15 protein-coding genes and 2 pseudogenes are annotated in these 18336 nt (G+C 34.6%); 10 read left to right on the top strand and 7 right to left on the bottom strand.

Annotated features, from left to right (window positions below):
• Positions 1–225 precede the first annotated feature (225 nt).
• Both C9I86_RS13185 and C9I86_RS13180 read right to left on the bottom strand, forming a co-directional pair.
• Positions 226–1149, bottom strand: a complete 924-nt coding sequence (locus C9I86_RS13185; RefSeq protein WP_146142635.1) for an integrase domain-containing protein — start codon at positions 1147–1149, stop codon at positions 226–228.
• On the bottom strand, positions 1127–1366 hold the full coding sequence (locus tag C9I86_RS13180; RefSeq protein ID WP_107276604.1) for a hypothetical protein: 240 nt from the start codon (positions 1364–1366) through the stop codon (positions 1127–1129). Before C9I86_RS13180 ends, C9I86_RS13185 begins: the two co-directional genes overlap by 23 nt.
• A gap of 1476 nt (positions 1367–2842) precedes the next feature.
• Between C9I86_RS13180 and C9I86_RS13175 the strand changes: the two genes are divergently transcribed.
• Entirely contained in the window at positions 2843–3892 is a 1050-nt protein-coding gene (locus C9I86_RS13175; RefSeq protein ID WP_107276603.1) for an Abi family protein, read from the top strand.
• Between the two features lie 464 nt (positions 3893–4356).
• Here the strand turns inward: C9I86_RS13175 and C9I86_RS13170 are convergent, their stop codons facing one another.
• Positions 4357–4782: a hypothetical protein gene (locus C9I86_RS13170; protein WP_107276602.1), complete on the bottom strand. Its 426-nt coding sequence runs from the start codon at positions 4780–4782 to the stop codon at positions 4357–4359.
• Positions 4783–5349: 567 nt separating this feature from the next.
• Here C9I86_RS13170 and C9I86_RS13165 point away from each other — a divergent pair.
• Positions 5350–5613 (top strand): hypothetical protein, encoded by a 264-nt coding sequence (locus tag C9I86_RS13165; protein ID WP_146142634.1) that lies wholly within the window; start codon positions 5350–5352, stop codon positions 5611–5613.
• A 190-nt stretch (positions 5614–5803) separates the two neighbouring features.
• On the opposite strand, the gene C9I86_RS13160 is transcribed toward C9I86_RS13165, so the two are convergent.
• On the bottom strand, positions 5804–6970 hold the full coding sequence (locus tag C9I86_RS13160) for an iron-containing alcohol dehydrogenase (RefSeq protein ID WP_107276600.1): 1167 nt from the start codon (positions 6968–6970) through the stop codon (positions 5804–5806).
• Between the two features lie 208 nt (positions 6971–7178).
• On the opposite strand from C9I86_RS13160, the gene C9I86_RS13155 reads away from it, so the two are divergent.
• The 4 genes and pseudogenes from C9I86_RS13155 (at position 7179) to C9I86_RS13135 (ending at position 9356) form a co-directional block, all read left to right on the top strand.
• Positions 7179–7478: a BrnT family toxin gene (locus C9I86_RS13155; RefSeq protein ID WP_107276599.1), complete on the top strand. Its 300-nt coding sequence runs from the start codon at positions 7179–7181 to the stop codon at positions 7476–7478.
• Positions 7471–7680 carry a BrnA antitoxin family protein gene (locus C9I86_RS13150; protein WP_107229483.1) on the top strand — a complete coding sequence of 70 codons (210 nt, stop codon included), beginning with the start codon at positions 7471–7473 and terminating at the stop codon, positions 7678–7680. The genes C9I86_RS13155 and C9I86_RS13150 overlap by 8 nt, the downstream gene beginning before the upstream one ends.
• Before the next feature lie 173 nt (positions 7681–7853).
• Positions 7854–7940, top strand: a pseudogene (locus C9I86_RS20390) (type II toxin-antitoxin system RelE/ParE family toxin); the annotation flags it as partial.
• 882 nt (positions 7941–8822) lie between these two features.
• Positions 8823–9356 carry a hypothetical protein gene (locus tag C9I86_RS13135; RefSeq protein ID WP_107276597.1) on the top strand — a complete coding sequence of 178 codons (534 nt, stop codon included), beginning with the start codon at positions 8823–8825 and terminating at the stop codon, positions 9354–9356.
• 199 nt (positions 9357–9555) lie between these two features.
• Here the strand turns inward: C9I86_RS13135 and C9I86_RS13130 are convergent.
• Positions 9556–10527, bottom strand: a pseudogene (locus C9I86_RS13130) (Fic family protein); the annotation flags it as partial.
• A gap of 445 nt (positions 10528–10972) precedes the next feature.
• On the opposite strand from C9I86_RS13130, the gene C9I86_RS13125 reads away from it, so the two are divergent.
• Complete coding sequence (locus C9I86_RS13125; RefSeq protein WP_146142633.1) at positions 10973–11251, top strand: hypothetical protein; 279 nt, start codon at positions 10973–10975, stop codon at positions 11249–11251.
• A 413-nt stretch (positions 11252–11664) separates the two neighbouring features.
• Positions 11665–11796: a hypothetical protein gene (locus tag C9I86_RS20350; RefSeq protein ID WP_255418392.1), complete on the top strand. Its 132-nt coding sequence runs from the start codon at positions 11665–11667 to the stop codon at positions 11794–11796.
• A gap of 155 nt (positions 11797–11951) precedes the next feature.
• On the opposite strand, the gene C9I86_RS13120 is transcribed toward C9I86_RS20350, so the two are convergent.
• Positions 11952–12329 (bottom strand): helix-turn-helix domain-containing protein, encoded by a 378-nt coding sequence (locus C9I86_RS13120; protein ID WP_107276595.1) that lies wholly within the window; start codon positions 12327–12329, stop codon positions 11952–11954.
• Between the two features lie 108 nt (positions 12330–12437).
• On the opposite strand from C9I86_RS13120, the gene C9I86_RS13115 reads away from it, so the two are divergent.
• Positions 12438–13268 (top strand): MBL fold metallo-hydrolase, encoded by an 831-nt coding sequence (locus C9I86_RS13115; protein ID WP_107276594.1) that lies wholly within the window; start codon positions 12438–12440, stop codon positions 13266–13268.
• 265 nt (positions 13269–13533) lie between these two features.
• Here the strand turns inward: C9I86_RS13115 and C9I86_RS13110 are convergent, their stop codons facing one another.
• The gene (locus C9I86_RS13110) at positions 13534–14166 is read right to left on the bottom strand and encodes a recombinase family protein (RefSeq protein WP_107276593.1); all 633 of its coding nucleotides are present in this window, start codon (positions 14164–14166) and stop codon (positions 13534–13536) included.
• Positions 14167–15019: 853 nt separating this feature from the next.
• Here C9I86_RS13110 and C9I86_RS13105 point away from each other — a divergent pair.
• Entirely contained in the window at positions 15020–18166 is a 3147-nt protein-coding gene (locus tag C9I86_RS13105; RefSeq protein WP_107276592.1) for an SIR2 family protein, read from the top strand.
• The last annotated feature ends 170 nt before the right edge of the window (positions 18167–18336 follow it).

Here is an 18336-nt window from a genome sequence, read left to right as displayed (position 1 = left end):
CAACTCTTAGAGACTTTAAGGGTAGCTTGCTGCTGTTTGGGATTCCTAATCTCCCTCTCACCTCCCGAATCATTCTCCTACGCTTTTAGTCTCTAAACATAAAAAAATAACCTTTGTTTATCGCGGAGCGAAAACTTAAAACGACTTCGTCGTTACAAGCAACTGTGTGTAAACTTGAGTACAACTTGTTGTGCTAAGTTTTCCATATTTGCGATAACTGATAACTCAACGCAAATAAACAAGAGTCACTTCAGATCTAAAATGTCCGATTTCTTGACTAACAATAGCTAAAGCCATAGCGTATTTTTCAGTTTGTTGTAGCTCTTTCATTCTATTTTGAGCATATGTGTGTCTGAGTCCATGCCCACCATTTGACCAGCCCATAGCTCTATTTGATGCTTGAGTGAATGATGATGACCACCTATTTCCGCCTGCTAAATCATATTTTGTTACGTAGTTGATTGTTCTATCTGAAATGATTTTTGGATTTTCAAGTCTTCTTTCTTCTAATTTACCAGCAAGATCTTTTGGTATATTTATTTCTCTAATTAATCCTCCTTTTCCAATCACAGTATATTTTATTCCGTCCATTCCTTTAAATTTCAGCGCCTTAGCTTCCAGACTTTTAGCTCTGAACATTGCCGGACATTCATCAAGTCTATGTATTGTTAATAGTTCATGAGCTCGTAAGCCAGCCGCGGCCGCAAGTTGAGTTGAAAAAGCATATTTTTCACTCTGATGATCACAGATTTTTTCGATCTGTCTTTCTGTGTAGTTTCTTGATTGATTGTTTTTATTTTTGTCAGATTTAACGATCTGTAGTTTTTTATCTTTAGCAAGTGGGTCTTTTACTTTCGCAGAATGAAACATTTTTTGCAGTGCAAGTCTGTCTCTGTTTAATGAGCTTTGTGAATGTGTTTCACTTCTATCTGATAAGTATTGTATCGCTTGTTCTTGCGTTATTTCTTTGAGTCCGCAATTCAAATATTCATTTGCATATTCAGCAATTGTTTTTAATGACTGATAATCATTTCTGTCTGTGCCTAAGCGTTTTTCGCTTATTTGTTTCATTATATTTTTTGCTTGTGTATCAGCAATAGCTTTTGAATCTTTCTTACTTCCAAATTTAGTCACGATAATTTTTCTCAAGCCATCTGCCGATTGTGCGATGATCAACTTTAATTTTTTGTGTACTTAACCAATGCTGTATTTCTGAGTTTTTAACGTTTTCTTTTTTCAGTTCTATTATTTCAACTGACAAATGATCTAATTTTGATTTACGTTTGCTGTAAGGCCGACGTCGATTTTCTTTTGTTTCTTCTTTTAGCGATTTAGCAATTAAAGCTGCGTTGAAATTTTTTATCATTTTTATTGTCTCGTTAGTTAGATCTAACTGATCATTAATAAATTAATAATTCAGCGGCGTTCGCCTGTTCGCCCCATTTAACGTTGGACTGTTCACACGTAGCGTTTTAAGTTCGCTCAACTATATTTTTAATAGTTCTTTTTTATTCCTTTTTTTTAAACATTGATGATATTTATTTCGTTATAAATTATAAATATGACGAAATAACTGTTGTAGACAGCAAAGCTGAATATGTCAGTGTGTTTGATTGTTGAATGTAATATTTTAAATAGTAAGTACATGATCTAAAAAAACTTATCATAAAAACTTTATTAATGTGCTGAAGTGAATGCTCGTGATATATAGATATACACGTAAGAAAGAGCATCATTAAATAAGTTATTTTGAATAGCTGAGTAGAGCACGAGATTAGATCGAGTTTGATCTATTAGATTTTTCGATAATTTGATATTTAGTTAGCTAGTTAATAGCTGAGTAGATTACAGCGCTTTCGCGTGCGGCTTTTACTGTTCAACCGTCTTTAAGAAATTAAATAATAGTTCTTTTTAACAAAAAATGCAATGGGCGTCAATTTTGGGCGTGAAAGTATATAAAAAACTTATAGATTAGTGACTTACAAGCCCTAGCTATGTTAATAAAAAATTAACATAGCTAGGGCGCAGCCCGTTTTTTTTGAGAAATGTGAGAGTTGAGAGAATGAGTCTAAGCGAAAGAACGATGCTCTCGCATGAGCAAAAAATTGCGGGGTATAAGAGCTAAAAAATGAGGAGTAGGTTTAAAAATGCAGTTTACATATTTGAAATATACGTAGCATTCGATTTTGTAGTTAACAGAATTAACATACTGCAAAGCAAGAAAATTACCAGGGAGAGGTTTGTGCCACATTCTAGACGAAATAGTTATTTCTGAATCACGTAACACTGATAACAAAATAACAACGTCACTTTTTTACTGATTTAATCGAACAAAAACTATAAAAATACCGGCTATTCTATCCGTTCGGGATGAACAGTGATCACGTAGTGCGGGTTAGATGGATACTGTTAAATACAGCCGTTTTTAGAGAAAAGTCATACTAGGTGTCGAGTGATCGGTATTTTTGGTCTTAGAATCGTTTTTAGGGGCGATTTGATGGGTATTTGAGTCATGTCAGACTGATAAGTGATTTATGGCAAGATGGATTGCTAAAAATAATCAGATTTAAAATAAATCTAAGGCATAAGGTCGCTTATTGTGGCCTTGTTATACTGGACGATACTACTGAATTTGATTATAGATGAGATAAAAACGAGAAAAGCCACCTCAAGAGGTGGCTTTTCCTTTTAAATCAATTACATAAGTGCCGTAGCATCATGTCTTATTCGTTTTTAATTATATATACTTAATTAAAAACGTCAATGTTTTTTGATTTGTTTCAAATCTATATGCATAGATGTGATAATTAAATAAATAAAAATAACTATTAACAGGGTTGTTATGACATCTATAGTTGACTATATCTCAGCCGAGAGGCTGAAGAGCTACGAAAAAATATTGAAAATATCGGAGACTGAAAAACAAATTCTTGCATATCAGTGGTCAAAATCTGTAGTGTCTTCTCTTTTGCCTACAATGCAATGCTTAGAGGTTACTCTTCGGAATGCAATTAATCATTCAGTTGTTTCGAACCCACCGAGAGCTGGAAAGTTTGTTGTTAATGACTTGTGGTTTGAAGATCTTGCTGAATATAAGACTCGGAAAATGCAGCATCCTAAAATTAAGATAGTTAAAAAAAAGCTTAATAAAGGAACTATAACACAGGATAAATATGATCATGACGTTAATAAAATAAAAGAAAAAAATAAGTCATGGGAAGAGCGTGAAATATTAAATATTAAGAGAAAAATAAAAAAATTAAAAGATATTGATGCAAGCCATAGTGACATTATATCAGGGTTAGCTTTTGGGTTTTGGACGAATTTATTATCAGAGCAATATTTCGATATTAGTGAAGAGTTGTTATGGCCAAATTTAATTTCAACAGTATTTCCCAATTTGCCTAAGGAAATAACTGATCTTCAGAATGATGAGCAGTTAAAAATAATAGAAGATAAAGTCAATTCCTTTAGGGATTTAAGAAATAGGATGTTCCACCATGAACCTATTTGGAAGTTTTATAATTGGAATGATGGTAAATTGGATTATTCAGACCCAGTTTATGGGGTTAATGCTTCTTTGTCTATTTTGAGTAGAGTTCATAATGAAATGTTAACGTTCATTGAATGGATGAGCAAAGAACGAGTGGAATATTTAAAGAAAACAAAATCAATAAATCAATTTTCTGATTTATGCTCTAAGGATGGTTTGAATTCTTTTATTTCTCATGATGATATAGATTTATCTTATACAAGAACTCAAGCAAAAAGATGTAAGAACAAATTAATTAAAGATATTATCGACAATGGTCGAATGATTAGAGTAACTAAAAATGGAGAAACACTAGCTTTAGTTGGCCGAGGAAACATAGAAGCTCTTTATTTACTATGACGATTTATTAACACTACTTTCGTAAACAGATCTCTCAAAGGCTGCCAACTAGCGGCCTTTGTCGTATCTGGACGTTACCGCGTATCGGGTTGCAAGATACATACTGTTAAATACAGCCGTTTTTAGCGAAAAGTCACACTAGGTATCGAGTGATGGGTACTTATGGTCTTAAAATTGTTTCTAGGGGTGATTTGACGGGTATTTGGGTTACATCATATTGATAAGTGATTTATGGGAAGATGAATTGATAAAAATAGTCAGATTTCTTTTAAATCTAAGCTTCAGGGTGTGAAGCCTAATGGAACGAAAAGTCTCGCTAAGCAATATTGTACTCAGACAGTTGTGCTCGAATTAGCCTAAAGGTTATATTCGATCATAACTTTTCTGGTAAAAGTACCGGCTCAAAAAACGATGGTTTAATGACATCATGAAAATGAGCCCACAATAGAGTGGGCCTGATTTAACTAAGAGTGAGTTAGTTGAATCTTGATGTTATGTGTTTCGATGTAATCTACTAATTTTCTGTAATCTGATAATAAAGGCTCTCGACTACCCCAATTATTTCCTTCATCAGGAACATTCGGATTAATAAAAGTTCCTAATGGATCAATTAAGTGCTGACTGTCTTTGATGCACATTTCTGTATACTCCCAATCAAGTTCAAAGACGCCATGATATGACGTCATAAACGCTGAGATAAGAGTATATAATTCATCATCTTGATTGGTTTCATGTTGTAACTGAAGAATGGAGGATTTTAAACTTTCTGATTGGAATTGTTTATTTTCTTCGCAATACCACACGCATTCACAGTTATCGCCATCAATATTATTGATGGTCATAAGAGGGCTATTACTTTTTAGACGAACTATTGAGCCAATTTTAAACATTATTAATAATCCTTATTATTGATATGTTGGCTACATGTATAGATAAGTTTCAAACTTACACCTAACATATATATGTAAACATTTATTAATAAATGTCCAATGGTCTGTTTTTAATTGCTTTATTTTAATGTGGCTTGGTGTTTTTACAACCAAAAGGATTTACATGGAAGTGGAAAGCTATTTCAAATTATTAGTAGTATCGACCGTCTTTTGACGGTTTTTTTGTATCTGGACGTTACCGGGTATTGGTATGTAATAATGAATGATCGTTCATTATCATTTTTTGGTTCGTATTAGATGGATACTGTTAAATAGGGTTGTTTTTAGAGAAAAGGTATGACCGGTGTCGAGTAATGGGTCTTTGTGGTTTTTAAATTATTTAAAGTTAAAGTTAATCTGATATGCTTGTTGTTGCATTGTATGGGGAGGGATGAATGGATATTATTCATATATTTAATTTAATATTAATTTATATCGTTGTTGTTGTTCCTCTTTATCTTCTTATCAGTAAGAGAAAATAATCTTATTAAGTAATTTTTATTGTGAAAATATTTTGGAAAAAACCACATGCCAAGGAAGAAAGCGAAAATAAATATTTATATGATAGATAATGGAAGAAAAACATTATTAGCATCTAGCGCTATGCTTTCTGAGGTTGAAGTTATTTCAATTTGGAATAATTCTCGATGTGATTATGATTTAAGCTATCCTTATTATTCATTTGAAGTAGTTGATAGTAATGATACGTTATTACTCAATAAGTTTATTGATAAAAAAAGTGCATGTGATTATATTTTTAAAATTCATCAAACTATAATTAGTTATCTATAAAGTATGGGGTGCTTAGGTCTCCCTTTTTGTATCTAGCTATTACTATATATTGGTTCGCATAAATAAGTTTGATGTTAAATGACCTCTTATTGAGGCGGTATTTTTAATCGTTGTTTTAAAATTTAGTCAAAAAAAAGCCGCTGATTTATCAGCGGCCTTTCGACAGATTAATTACCGATAGTCAGGGTAATTACATACGAGCTTTAAAGATATTAACAATCTCAGCAAGGTTTGCTTGACGAGGATTCGTTAAAGAACACGCATCATTTAGGGCATTTTGTGCCATGAATGCGAGTTTATCTTCAGTAACACCCAGGTCAGCTAGACGTTGCTTAGTCCCTACCTTCTCAGATAGTGCATCAATAGCTTCAAGGGCTGCGTTAACTGCTTGCTCTTGAGTCATACCTGATACATCAACACCCATTGCTTTTGCAATATCAACAAAACGCTCTGGTACTTGCTTAGCATTGAAGCGTGAAACTTCAGCCAATAGGATTGCGTTACATAAACCATGAGATAAGTTGTAAACACCACCTAATTGGTGTGCCATTGAGTGAACGTAACCTAAAGAAGCATTCGAGAATGCCATACCAGCTAAGTACTCACCGTACTGCATTGCATCACGTGCTTCACGGTTTTGACCGTTATTCACTACTGCTTCTAAGTTGTTAACAATTAACTCAATCGCTTTGATTGCTGATGCATCAGTGATTGGCGTCGCTGCTGTTGAAACATACGCTTCAACTGCGTGAGTTAATGCGTCCATACCTGTCGTTGCAGTTAGGAACTTAGGCATTGCTACCATTAGCTCGGAATCGTTAACTGCTATGATAGGGGTGAAGTGCTTATCAACAACTGGGTATTTAGTTTCATCTTCTTGGTTAGTAATGATAGCAAATACAGTCATTTCTGATGCTGTGCCTGCAGTCGTGTTCACTGTTACCAATGGAAGTTGTGGTTTCTTAGAAAGGTGTACACCTTTTGAGTAGTCACGGATATGACCACCGTTAGCTGCAACCAATGCGATACCTTTAGCTGTATCGTGAGAAGAACCACCACCGAATGAAATCACGAAGTCTGCTTTGCTTTCAGCAAGAAGAGCTAGACCATCTTCGATGTTTTTCTCAGTTGGATTAGGTTGCACACCATCATAGATAACGTAATCAAGGTTATGTGCTGTAAGCTCATCTGTTAGCTTACTAACCAGACCCACTTCAACTAACACACCATCAGTAACGATAAGTGCTTTTTTCAATTCTTTTGACGCTAATTCAGCACCTCGGCATTTATTTTTGGTAACGATCTTTATTATCTTAATAAATATATGATGAATGCAGTTAAACCCATGCAATGACATAAAAACCACAAACAATAGATTATATATGGTAATAATGAGAGAGAATTTAGATAAGGAATATAGGCCATTACTTATATCTGAATATTTCAACGAACCGGATCGTATTAATAGATTTGATGTTAAATGACCGCCCATCGAGGCGGTTTTTTGATATTTGTAGGTTAGTTTGTGATTTGTTACATCGTAACTACAATGTAGTTACGATGTAATTGTTAATTATCTACAATTTGAATGGGATCCGAATAAAGCGGAAAGTAATATTCGAAAGCATGGCATTACTTTTATAGAGCCTGAATCAGTTTTTAGTGATAAATGTTCTCATGTGATACCTGGCCCTGACAGCTCATATGGTGAAGAGCGCTTTATCATTATGGGATTGAGTGAGAAACATAACACTCTCGTTGTATGTCATTACTATCGAGGTGATGACGAAAGAATTCGAATTATTTCAGCTCGGAAAGTAGAAAAACGAGAACGTAAACAATATGAGGAATTTCGTTATGCGTGATCAATATGATTTTTCAAACTCAATGGTTAATCCATACGCGAAAAAAGTAAAGAAACAGATCACTATTCGACTCGATGATGATGTGGTGACTTACTTTAAAGATTTATCTGAAAAGAATGGTATCCCATATCAAAACTTAATTAATCTTTACCTAAAAGATTGTGCATCAAAGAATAAAGAATTAACAATGGATTGGCAGTAAAGCCTTACAACAAAGGTCACTCAGTATGTAGTGACCTTTTTTAACCAGCTAAACAATTTCTTTTTGTTTTGTGTTTTCAGTCTCTAAATCAATTTTAATTTCATGTAGACGAGCAACAACTTCTTTTACTAAGATTATTGCTTCTGGCTGCTGTCGAAGATGAAATATTAGCAATGCCACCTAAAATTCAGGCTCGTATAATTAAGTTACTTGAATTACATGGAGCAAATTTAGGTCCACCACATACAGACTCAATGGGATTCGACCCTTTACGTCAAGCAATTGTACTTTGTGCCGGTAACAAAGGTGGAAATAAAAAACGTTTTTACAAACAAATGATCCCTATTGCTAATTTTGAGTTAACTAAATATCTTGAAGAATTGGAGAAATGACGAACGAAATGTTACTAGAAATTAAGTTCCAAGCTATTAGTGAAGAACTAGAGCTAAATTGGCTAGAAATATGGGGATGAGTCAGCCGTCTGTTGTTGCAATAGAGCAGTGTGGTATGATGTAAAGCTATCAACGATTAAGCGTTATATTGAGGCTATGGGCGATAAGATGAGTATCAATATTGAATTATCGACAGGTAAATAAAGTTTTAAAACTTAATTAGAGGCCGCTGAAACGGTCTTTTTTATGCCTGATTGATAATATTTAGTGTTATCAACAACTCAAAGAAACTGTCACAGCTCAAAGATTTATTCGAGCTGAAGTCGGCGAAAATACAATAAAATCTGCCCCCTAAAACAATATAGAAAACCATCAAAAGAAGCCTGTTTTAATAATAAAAATCATAAGTAAGAGATTAATAATTAATTTCTAAATACTATTTTCAGAATGGTTAGAAATTGAAATTCCTAACCATGAACATGCTGATCTTTTAAGTATTTTTTTAACTTAGAATTATTTATTTCCTGTTCAAACTTTCTAGCTCTAATTCTTAGTGGTATCACAATCCCCACGAGCTAGCGAAATAAAAAGATCTGCGGCTTATAGATGAACTATAAAAGCAATTATTGAACGAGGGACGCACATTCAAGCTGGTCCTGTCTACATTTCAGTCATCAAAAGCTATTTTAGCCTAGATATTTAGCTAAATATCAAACTTTATGAATCTAATATAATAAGGAATTTATTATCATGAAAAAAATAGTGATAGCTATTGCTCTATGTGGAATCTCAACATCAACGATGGCTGAAACAAATACTTATGATCTAACTGTAAGTACTCAAGGTTCATCTTTTTTATTTGAAAAATCGAACGATTCAAATCACACTAATAATAAATATGTTATTGAACGCCACTCAACACCAAAAGGAACAGAATACTATTTTAAAATATCACCAGATGCACCAATCGAAAATACTGATGGTATTTGGCAATTAATTACATCTGAATATTCAAAAACAGCGCAAGAAGCTAAAGATATATGCGCAAAAAATCGTTTATCTAATAGTAAATGGAGAAGTCCAACAACAGCAGAAGTTGATGGTGCAATGAAAAACTTTGACCAAAGTTTCGGTATGGCTATGGCTGAAATGGGAAAAAATACATCATTTATGGGGGCTCTAGTTGACGGAACCTATATGTACTCCAATCAATCACATAAAGGAAAAGTTGTTGTTTCAACCTCATTAACTAATCCAGAACCAACTCTTTGTATTCAAGAATAAACCCAAAGTATATACTTTAGGTTTATAACAGAAAAGCAGGGCAGATTATAACGTCTTGCTTTATTTGTAATTTAGGTAAACGATAGCTGAAGTGGCGTAGTTAATTTGGCCGCCTAGTTAGAGGAAATATCACCCCTCATAATTTAATAGGTGACACTATGACTAAAAGAATACGTCCTAATTTTACACCCGAAGTTATAGTCGGCTTACTTACCTTCGCTACTTTATAGTATTAATCCCCAGATCAAAGTCGCCATCCAGCATTAGATTAAATGCCCTGACTTGCTCTGTGATAAGCTTGGTCGGATCTATTTGACGCCAATAATTAATCTTGAACACGATTTGATCGATTTCCGTTAACACCCCATCAAAAATGGCATTTAAGATGATTAAAAACCAGCTTAGCTAAGCGGTAGTATCAAGATCTCCTTTTTGGGTTTGTTCCAATACCTCATAGTAACTGTGGCGTTTAGCCAATATCCCCACCGACATCGCATAGAATCGAACCGACTGCTGCTCAGCTTGGGCTAACGCCAAATCAGTTAGTAAATGCGTAATACGGCCATTACTATCATCTAATGGGTGAATGGTCACAAAACATAAATGAGTAATCGCCGCACGCATGAGTGTTGTCTTTAGATTGGTTAAACCACGCAGCTCAGACTCAAGAATAGTACGGCTTGGCGCTTCAAAGTGCACAACAGGTTTATCTATTCGGCAAGAGCCTATTTGCATCGGCGCATCGCCCCTTAACTGCCCACCTATCACCGGATTAAACATCGTATAGTCTTCAGGGAACAAGCGTTGATGCCAGGTTAAGAACCGCGAGAGCGTTAGTGGCATATCAAAGATTTTCTACCACATCAAGTATAATTTCTGCTAACCCATCTTTTTCTTCGGTGGTTGGAAACGGATTATCTTCGGTCATCCCAAGCTTATTAACTAACAACTAACGTACTGAAAACGCATTGATTTTTTCCCTTACAATGGCACTAGAATGAACAATGTTAGCCAGTAGTATATCAAGCATACTTTGTTGTTGATTCGGAGATTAGCAGGTAATTTTACCCAACAGTATGCCTTGGTTAAGGTGAGTTTTCCTCACCATTGGTTCGGTTACATACAGCTCCCAGTGAAAATGAGGCCAGTTATCTTGCTGCCATACCCACATAATTTATCCCTTTGATGCGAAAACCACCCTATTCAAATCACATTACGATTTGAATAGAAACGTTAATCAAATCAAACGTACAAAAATGTTAGATTAGTGATCTCTAAAAGATATTTAACTGTGTGAAAAGTTCTAGATTACAGTTAAATGACAGCCCATTGTGGCGGCTTTTTGTATCTGGGCGTTACAGTATAGGATCGCCTTGAGACAATATTGATATGTTGTATTAATTTCAGTCTGTTCTTTAAAAAATCATTTAAAGTCAAAGCCAATATGATATGCTACCTATTGCATTTTGCGTGAGATAGAGAGGACTGAATCGATATTATTCATAATTTAATATTAATTTATATCGTTGTCATTATTCCTCTTTATCTTCTTATCAGTAAGAGAAAATAATCTTATTAAGTAATTTTTATTGTAAAAATATTTCGGGAAAATCCACATGCCAAGGAAGAAAGCGAAAATAAATATTTATATAATAGAGAATGGAAGGAAAATATTATTAGCATCTAGTAATATGCTTTCTGAGGTTGAAGTTATTTCAATTTGGAATGATTCTCGATGTAATTATAATTTAAGTAATCCTGATTATTTATTTGAAGCAGTTGACAGTAATGATATTTTATTACTAAATAAGTTTATTGATAAAAAAAGTGCATGTGATAACATTTTTAAAATTCATAAAAATATAATGAGTTATCTAAAAAATACGGAGAATTAAGTCTAAGCTCTTGTATCTAGACGCTACTATATATTGAGTTACATAATATATATTATTATTTTAAATATGAATTTTATAATTAATCATAACCTTGTGGTTACATCATAAATTGATTTTTATTTAGTTTATTACAGATCGTAATTTGTGATGTAGTTATAATTTTTATTTAATTTTCAACATATACTACACGATTCTAATAGAGTATTTATCTATGATTGTTATATATGCGAAACTTTCTAAAAATCATCCTATTTTTCATTTTTGTATCATGAGTTTACTTTTTATTACCTTTATCTGTAGTGTTTATTTACTTATAAAATATACCTATTTGTGGGCGTTTGTTGGGTTAATTATACCATTACCATGTTTCTTTTTATTTTCGAAGTCTTCAAAATATAAAAGGAAACATTTACATGATTAAAAATAAGATAGTAGATCAACAGCAACATTTATTAGCATTGTTGATCACAAGAAAGACTAAAGATAAATTCATCAAAAAATACGTAAAAGAAAAAAAGGCTACAGAATCATTAAATAGAATATAATTATAAATCAAGGGATTAATTGGCTCACACCAAGGATAACGCTCGATGTTTTTTCAGTATCACCCTTCATTATATTCGAAATATTTATATAAGGTTGCTCGAAGTTGTCCAACACTTCGGATATGTGTCACGTAGGTGACACATATCCTTGTCTGCTATACGCTATTTTTATATTCTCTTTTATCAATAGCCATTATTTGTTCGAAATTAGTTTCAGACCAAATTCGAAGGTCATTAACTATATCAAATAGGGAGTTTCCGAGTTGTGTCAACGAATACTCAACAGATGGCGGACTAGTTGAGTGAACTTGACGATAGACTAGACCCATCTCCTCCAGACGTCGTAGTCTGTCAGTTAATACTTTGGTTGATATTCCCGAGATGCTACGACGTAACTCTCCAAAACGTATAATACGGGTTGAGAGAATGCCAATAATTAAAACTGACCACTTATTTGCAATTACATCCAAAATAATTCTAGTTGGGCAATTTTTATCGTACGCATTTCCAAAAGGTAGCTCTTTTTTATCCATTGTATTTCACTTTTAATTGGTTACATGGTTACTTAATTGTGCCTACTTTACAGCAGGGTATATCAAGGTATAAAGTTTCTTTAAACATTCTAAATAGGAAATTTACTTATGATTGAAATAACTTGCCATAAAGGAACAGAGGCAAATGTTAATAGTTTTATTTTGTCTGATAATAAAAATGTTATCGTTGTTGATATGCTTAGAAATAGCATAGAAGCTGAACTGTTAGCCGATAAGGTAGAAAAAACAAATAAAAATTTGCATTGTATATTTATAACTCATGCCCATGCTGATCACTATATAGGGCTAGGCGCATTTCATCGTCGTTTCCCACATGCACCAATTATAGTGGCGACTGAAGAGATCAAACAAGACATCATTCAGTTCTCTCTTTGGATGGAGTCAATAGGTTGGTTAGATGCAGAACCCCATATGAAAGTTAAAACAGATAAAAACCCTGATGGTTTTGATTATACCAACTTATTGACAGTTCTGGATAAGCCTTTTCTTAAACTACCTAATGATGAAAATATAATTAAAGTATGTGCCGATTATCCTGGTAGCGAATGTGGTCACATGGCAACGCTTGAAATACATGAGCAGAAAGTTTTTATCGCATCTGATTTGATCTATGACAAAGTACATACTTGGTGTGGTCCGGGTGTAAGCGAACAGGACATTAACAATTGGATTCTAATTCTCGATGGATTATTGGTGCAATATGATAATAGTTGGACTTTTTACGCAGGCCACGGTGGGAATGGTGATATATCACTCATAACAGCGTTGCAAGACTATTTACGAAAATTCCTAGAAGTCACTTCATCGGCGATGAACAAGCAAGAAGCAATAGATAAAATGAAAAGCCTTTTTCCTAGTTTTGGCCAAGAGGATTTTTTGCTCGTACATAGTATTAACTTTCATGTAATAGAAGGCTAAAAAATAAATCCAATAGTAGCAAAAAGAGCAGAACTTCCATCACGTTATTTTTTGCTACTATTGATCTTAGTTCTTTCTAACCTTATTGCATCTGGATTATTTTTCAGGAGATTTTGAATCCATTCATTATGTATTTATTCTGTCCATTATGCTCTGAATAATCCAGTATTAAATAATTACAAAGTGGGGCTGGGTACATTAATCCAATAGCTTGATAGTGCTCCCTGTGCTCATAATAACTCATTACCTTAATATTTTAAGGAGCCTAGATTGAACGTTCATTTTCCAATTTTTTAGCCACCCGAATTACTGTCCTATTCGACACATTTGTCAATTTTGCTGTATCACTAATACTTAGCTTATTAATCACTCGTAACTGATATATTTTTTCATGTAGATCTAAGTCTGCTCGCCGCCCGAGGTATTTCCCTTCTTCCAAAGCTTTCTTTATTCCTTCAGCCTGACGACGACGGCGATCTTGGTAGTCTTTTCTGGATATTGCAGCCAGCATGTCCATCATCATATTGTTAATCGCTCTGATCATTGAGCTAGTGAACTCATCCGTAATTTGAGGCGCGAAAGCAATATGACTTGTTGGTAAGTCAAGGCTAATAACCTTTAATTCTTTCTTGTACAGCATTTCTTTTAATTTAAACCAACTTTGCTCATCTAGACGAGAAAGTCGATCTATTTGCTCTATGATGATTGCATCTCCAATTGCTGCATCTTCAAGTAAGCGAAGTAATTCAGGTCTTTGCAGTGAAGCACCTGATTCATTTTCAATATACCAACCCGCGATACGGCACCCTTTGTCATGAACAAAGTTTTTTAACGTGTTTTGTGCTCGTTTTGCATTCTGGTCATTGGTTGATGCTCTTAGGTAACCAAATATGTACATAATATACTCTAGGTGACATTTAGATAATGATCTAATCTAGAGTGACATTTAAGTTATGACAAAGATAGATAAATCGCCAATTTTTGATAGTGACATTTAAGTATACCTAATTGTCTCATTATCCTCCTATTGGATTAGCACCATTAATTATACAAACCGATTAATCGGTTTGGGGAATTGATTTGCAAACATCGATTAGTAATGTCAACAGCCGTTCAATTGGACAGCGCTCAGCTATGGTTCAATATATCCCACAATTTTCGCCGTAGGATTTGTGTATCCTCCAGCTATTGGGAATGATTATTGTCATGATGATTCATTATAAATTGGTTTGTTATAGATAGTTTCTTAAATGCTGCAATGCGGGTTCAAGTGGTTAGTGAACTGGTTTCGCTGGGGTATACCTTAAATAACAAATCAAAGTTTGGTAACTGATTTTTGCCACCTTACTGGTTAGAGTAAGTATTCATGCTTGTAAAATTCATGGACGCCTCCCCTACTAGAAGTAATCCGAACTCTGCACAACATCTAGACATTATATTTCATTGATCAACTTTCTGAACTCTCGTACACGTAACCATTATGTAGTGGTCAGTTTATTGATGTTTTTCAGTGCTAACCTATTATTCATCAAGGTTAATATTCTCGACATAATTTCTGGCAAATAAGTAACTAAGTTCCTTCTAGATGCATGAACATTCTTTACATTTAATAGAAATGAATAGTGTATGCTTCGTATGAAATATCTAAGTATAACAGGCCTATAAAGTTGAACTAACACACAAATCAATCTCATAGATATGCTAGATTACCAACATAAATATAATTAGTTAGTTGGTATATATGAGGCGATATGGATATTCCTGACAACTTAATCAATGAGATTAAAAGAGGTAGAGTTGTTCTCTTTTTAGGGGCTGGAGCCTCAATGGGTAGCATTTCAAAATCTGGTAAAGAGATGTTTAGTGCGAATGCATTGCGCGATAAGCTGTGCGAAAGGTTCCTTGGGGGCTATGATAAGGATCTCACCTTAGCCTCAGTAGCAGAACTTAGTATTTCTGAGTCAGATAAAGTAACGGTTCAGCAATATATCAAAGAGCTTTTTGAAGATTTTGAGCCCTGTGACTTCCACAAGAAGATTCCGAAGTACAAATGGTCTACGGTTTTTACAACTAATTATGATCTCATCATCGAAGGTGCTTATGATGTTTTCGAGAAAAAATCTCAGCGTCTAGTTCCAATTATCCGAACGACCGACCGAATGGACTCGATGGTTAAGCCAGATGAAGATCTCGCGTATATTAAATTACATGGATGCATTTCTAGAATTAATGAAACCGATCCCGAGTTAATTTTAACGGCAGATCAATACGCAACACATCAGAAGAAAAGAACTACACTATTTGAGCGTCTTAAATCACTGGGAACAAGCCATACAGTACTCTTTGTTGGGCATAGCTTAGAAGATTCGGATATCCGGGCTGCATTATCTGAAATTCAAGATTTAACGGATAGTAGGCCTAGGTATTATGCTTTAATGCTTGGAGGTTCAGATAGACAGAAAAGGTTGTGGGAAAGCAAACGAATAACCATTTTAAACGGAGCCTTTAAAGCGTTTATGGACTCTTTGGATTCTCAAGTTACAGATATCGAGAGAGCTTTGATATCTGTCTCTGATAAACAACACCCAATAGAAAGAAAGTTTGTTAGTAACGATTTTTCTCTTACACCTCAAGCTTTATCTGAATTGAACAACTCGCTTAGATTTGTACATGGAGCTATGCCATCTGACACCGTAGATCCAAAAATGTTTTATAAGGGGTATTCTCAAAGCTGGACACCAATAAGCCAAGAATTGGATGTTCGTAGGAGAATCTCAGACGAAATAGTATCTGACATTATTTTAATAGATGAGAGTGAGCGGAACTCACAATCTTTTGAACTGTATCATTTGAGTGGGTTCGCTGGTTCTGGTAAGTCAGTAATTTTGCGACGGGTAGCTTGGGATGCTGCAACTGATTACGATAAGATCTGCTTATACTGGGATTCTAATGAACGGCTACCTTTTAAAGCTTTGCTCGAAATTGCTGAAAAAGTGGGTGAGCGAATTTTCGTATTTGTAGACAATGCTTCAAGTCATGTGTCTGATATTTTGGCCTTGAATCATAAATTTAATCAGGCTTCGTTACCTCTGACCTGCATAGCCGCTGAAAGAACTAATGAGTGGAATATCGAATGTTCTCCGCTTCAATCGCTTTTATCAGATAAGCTTGAAGTTGGATATCTCTCAATGAAAGAGATCGAAAGACTTATAGATCTACTTGAAAGACACAATGCTCTTGGAGAACTAAAGAAGTTGACCTCTGAAAAAAGGCGAGAAGCTTTTTCTGAAAAAGCTGGACGTCAATTACTTGTGGCGTTGCATGAAGCTACTATGTCAAAGTCATTTGAGCAGATTATTCGCAACGAGTACGACAACATTGTTCCAAGGAAAGCTCAACTCATTTATAGGACTATCTGTATTATGAACAGGTTTGATGTCTTGGTTCGAGCCGGAATCATAAATCGAGTCCATGGTGTAAGTTTTACGGATTTTACGGACCGATTTTTCTCTCCTTTAGAATCAGTAGTCAAAGTTATCAAATATGACGTAGCACAAGACCAAGCTTACGTTTCTCGTCACCCAATCATTGCAGAGATGGTGTTTGAATATTCTATGGGTTCAGAGGAAGATCGGCTTGATACATACTTGTTATTACTAAAAAACTTAGATATTGGCTATAGCCCCGACAGAACAGCATTTCGCGAAATGATTAAGTATAGAAATTTATCGGGAGTTTTTAACTTACACAAAAACATAGAAACCATTTACAAACAAATAGAAGATATTTGTGGTGATGATGATTTCTATTATCAGCAAGTAGGCATATTTTATATGCGAAGTAAGACACCTAATTTTGTAAAGTCTGAAGAGTATCTGAACCTTGCAGAGAAATTTGGTGAATTTAATCCATCAATTCAACACTCTCTTGCTGAGCTAGAGCTAGCTAGAGCTAAAAGAGCTACGGGATTGGACAAAGATAGGCTCCTGAATAAAGCAGACCGTTTAGCGAAAGAGATATCAAACAAAGATAAAGTTACTTCGCACTCATTTGATACTCAGTGCAAAATTGCACTTCAAAGACTTGAAGATGTAATTCAATCAGATGATGAAGAGCTGTTGACTGATGCTATAAAAAATACAGAAGCTGTCATTCAAAACGCCTTGAAGAAGTTTCCTGATGATGAGGTGATTTTGTCAGAAGAAGCTGCTTTTGCCCAGTTAATTTCAGATGACCAGCGCTCAATGAGGGCGTTGGAAGCTGCACACAAGATAAACCCTTCGAATGGAGCTTTATCTAACAGGCTTAGCAAAATATACCTATCTGGTTCACTTCCTAATGTAGAAAAAGCAAAAGAAATTTTGAATAGAACACTAGATGCAAGCCCTCTAGATAAGAATGCTCATGCTGGAATTGCTAGTATATTTTCGATTTACGAACCTAGTGAAAAACAGAGTGCGGAACATCATTGGAGAAGGTCATTCACAGATGGGGATAGCAATGTGTTAAATCAATTATGGTATTGCAGGCAGTTGTATATAAACGCTAAGTACGACGATTATCTTAACCAGCTTAGTAAACTTAAATTGATTCGATTACCACCGAAAACTAAACATACTATTAGAGGGTTGTTGTCAGGGAACAACGATGAGCCATTACTTATATCAGGAAAGATCGTCAACCAAACATATTCTTTCTGTTTATTAGAGGCGACTGGCTACTCCGGAGTTCATTTTTTACATCAATCTAATTGTCCATCTGATATATGGAATAATCTGAGCTGTGGTGACACATTAGAATACAACCTTGGTTTTACATTCTCTGGTGCTGCGGCCGTCATTAAACAGAAATCGCAAAAAGAGGATAAGGCTGCATTGGAGGCAATTTTAGAACCGTGAATTTACTGTGTGAATGACAACTTTTGTCTAAAATCTTTCACTTTGTAACATGCATATCCATGCAAAAGAACATGACATGGCTCCACGATAAGATAAGCTCATACATTTCATGTCGAAGTAAATATGCATACAAGCGTTTAAGATTTTAAGATTTTAAGATACTTTTTCTT

It is taken from the genome of Photobacterium sp. NCIMB 13483 (assembly GCF_003025475.1).
Lineage (GTDB): Bacteria > Pseudomonadota > Gammaproteobacteria > Enterobacterales > Vibrionaceae > Photobacterium > Photobacterium piscicola.
This window is presented reverse-complemented; position numbering and strand designations above follow the sequence as displayed.

What these genes read in the sequence shown, in the direction of transcription:
- C9I86_RS13180 (WP_107276604.1), bottom strand. Translation starts at nt 1,366, where the DNA reads ATGATAAAAAATTTCAACGCAGCTTTAATTGCTAAATCGCTAAAAGAA.
- C9I86_RS13110 (WP_107276593.1), bottom strand. Translation starts at nt 14,166, where the DNA reads ATGTACATATTTGGTTACCTAAGAGCATCAACCAATGACCAGAATGCA.
- C9I86_RS13170 (WP_107276602.1), bottom strand. Translation starts at nt 4,782, where the DNA reads ATGTTTAAAATTGGCTCAATAGTTCGTCTAAAAAGTAATAGCCCTCTT.
- C9I86_RS13120 (WP_107276595.1), bottom strand. Translation starts at nt 12,329, where the DNA reads ATGGATAAAAAAGAGCTACCTTTTGGAAATGCGTACGATAAAAATTGC.
- C9I86_RS13165 (WP_146142634.1), top strand. Translation starts at nt 5,350, where the DNA reads ATGCCAAGGAAGAAAGCGAAAATAAATATTTATATGATAGATAATGGA.
- C9I86_RS13125 (WP_146142633.1), top strand. Translation starts at nt 10,973, where the DNA reads ATGCCAAGGAAGAAAGCGAAAATAAATATTTATATAATAGAGAATGGA.
- C9I86_RS20350 (WP_255418392.1), top strand. Translation starts at nt 11,665, where the DNA reads ATGATTAAAAATAAGATAGTAGATCAACAGCAACATTTATTAGCATTG.
- C9I86_RS13115 (WP_107276594.1), top strand. Translation starts at nt 12,438, where the DNA reads ATGATTGAAATAACTTGCCATAAAGGAACAGAGGCAAATGTTAATAGT.
- C9I86_RS13150 (WP_107229483.1), top strand. Translation starts at nt 7,471, where the DNA reads ATGCGTGATCAATATGATTTTTCAAACTCAATGGTTAATCCATACGCG.
- C9I86_RS13135 (WP_107276597.1), top strand. Translation starts at nt 8,823, where the DNA reads ATGAAAAAAATAGTGATAGCTATTGCTCTATGTGGAATCTCAACATCA.
- C9I86_RS13105 (WP_107276592.1), top strand. Translation starts at nt 15,020, where the DNA reads ATGGATATTCCTGACAACTTAATCAATGAGATTAAAAGAGGTAGAGTT.
- C9I86_RS13175 (WP_107276603.1), top strand. Translation starts at nt 2,843, where the DNA reads ATGACATCTATAGTTGACTATATCTCAGCCGAGAGGCTGAAGAGCTAC.
- C9I86_RS13160 (WP_107276600.1), bottom strand. Translation starts at nt 6,970, where the DNA reads ATGTCATTGCATGGGTTTAACTGCATTCATCATATATTTATTAAGATA.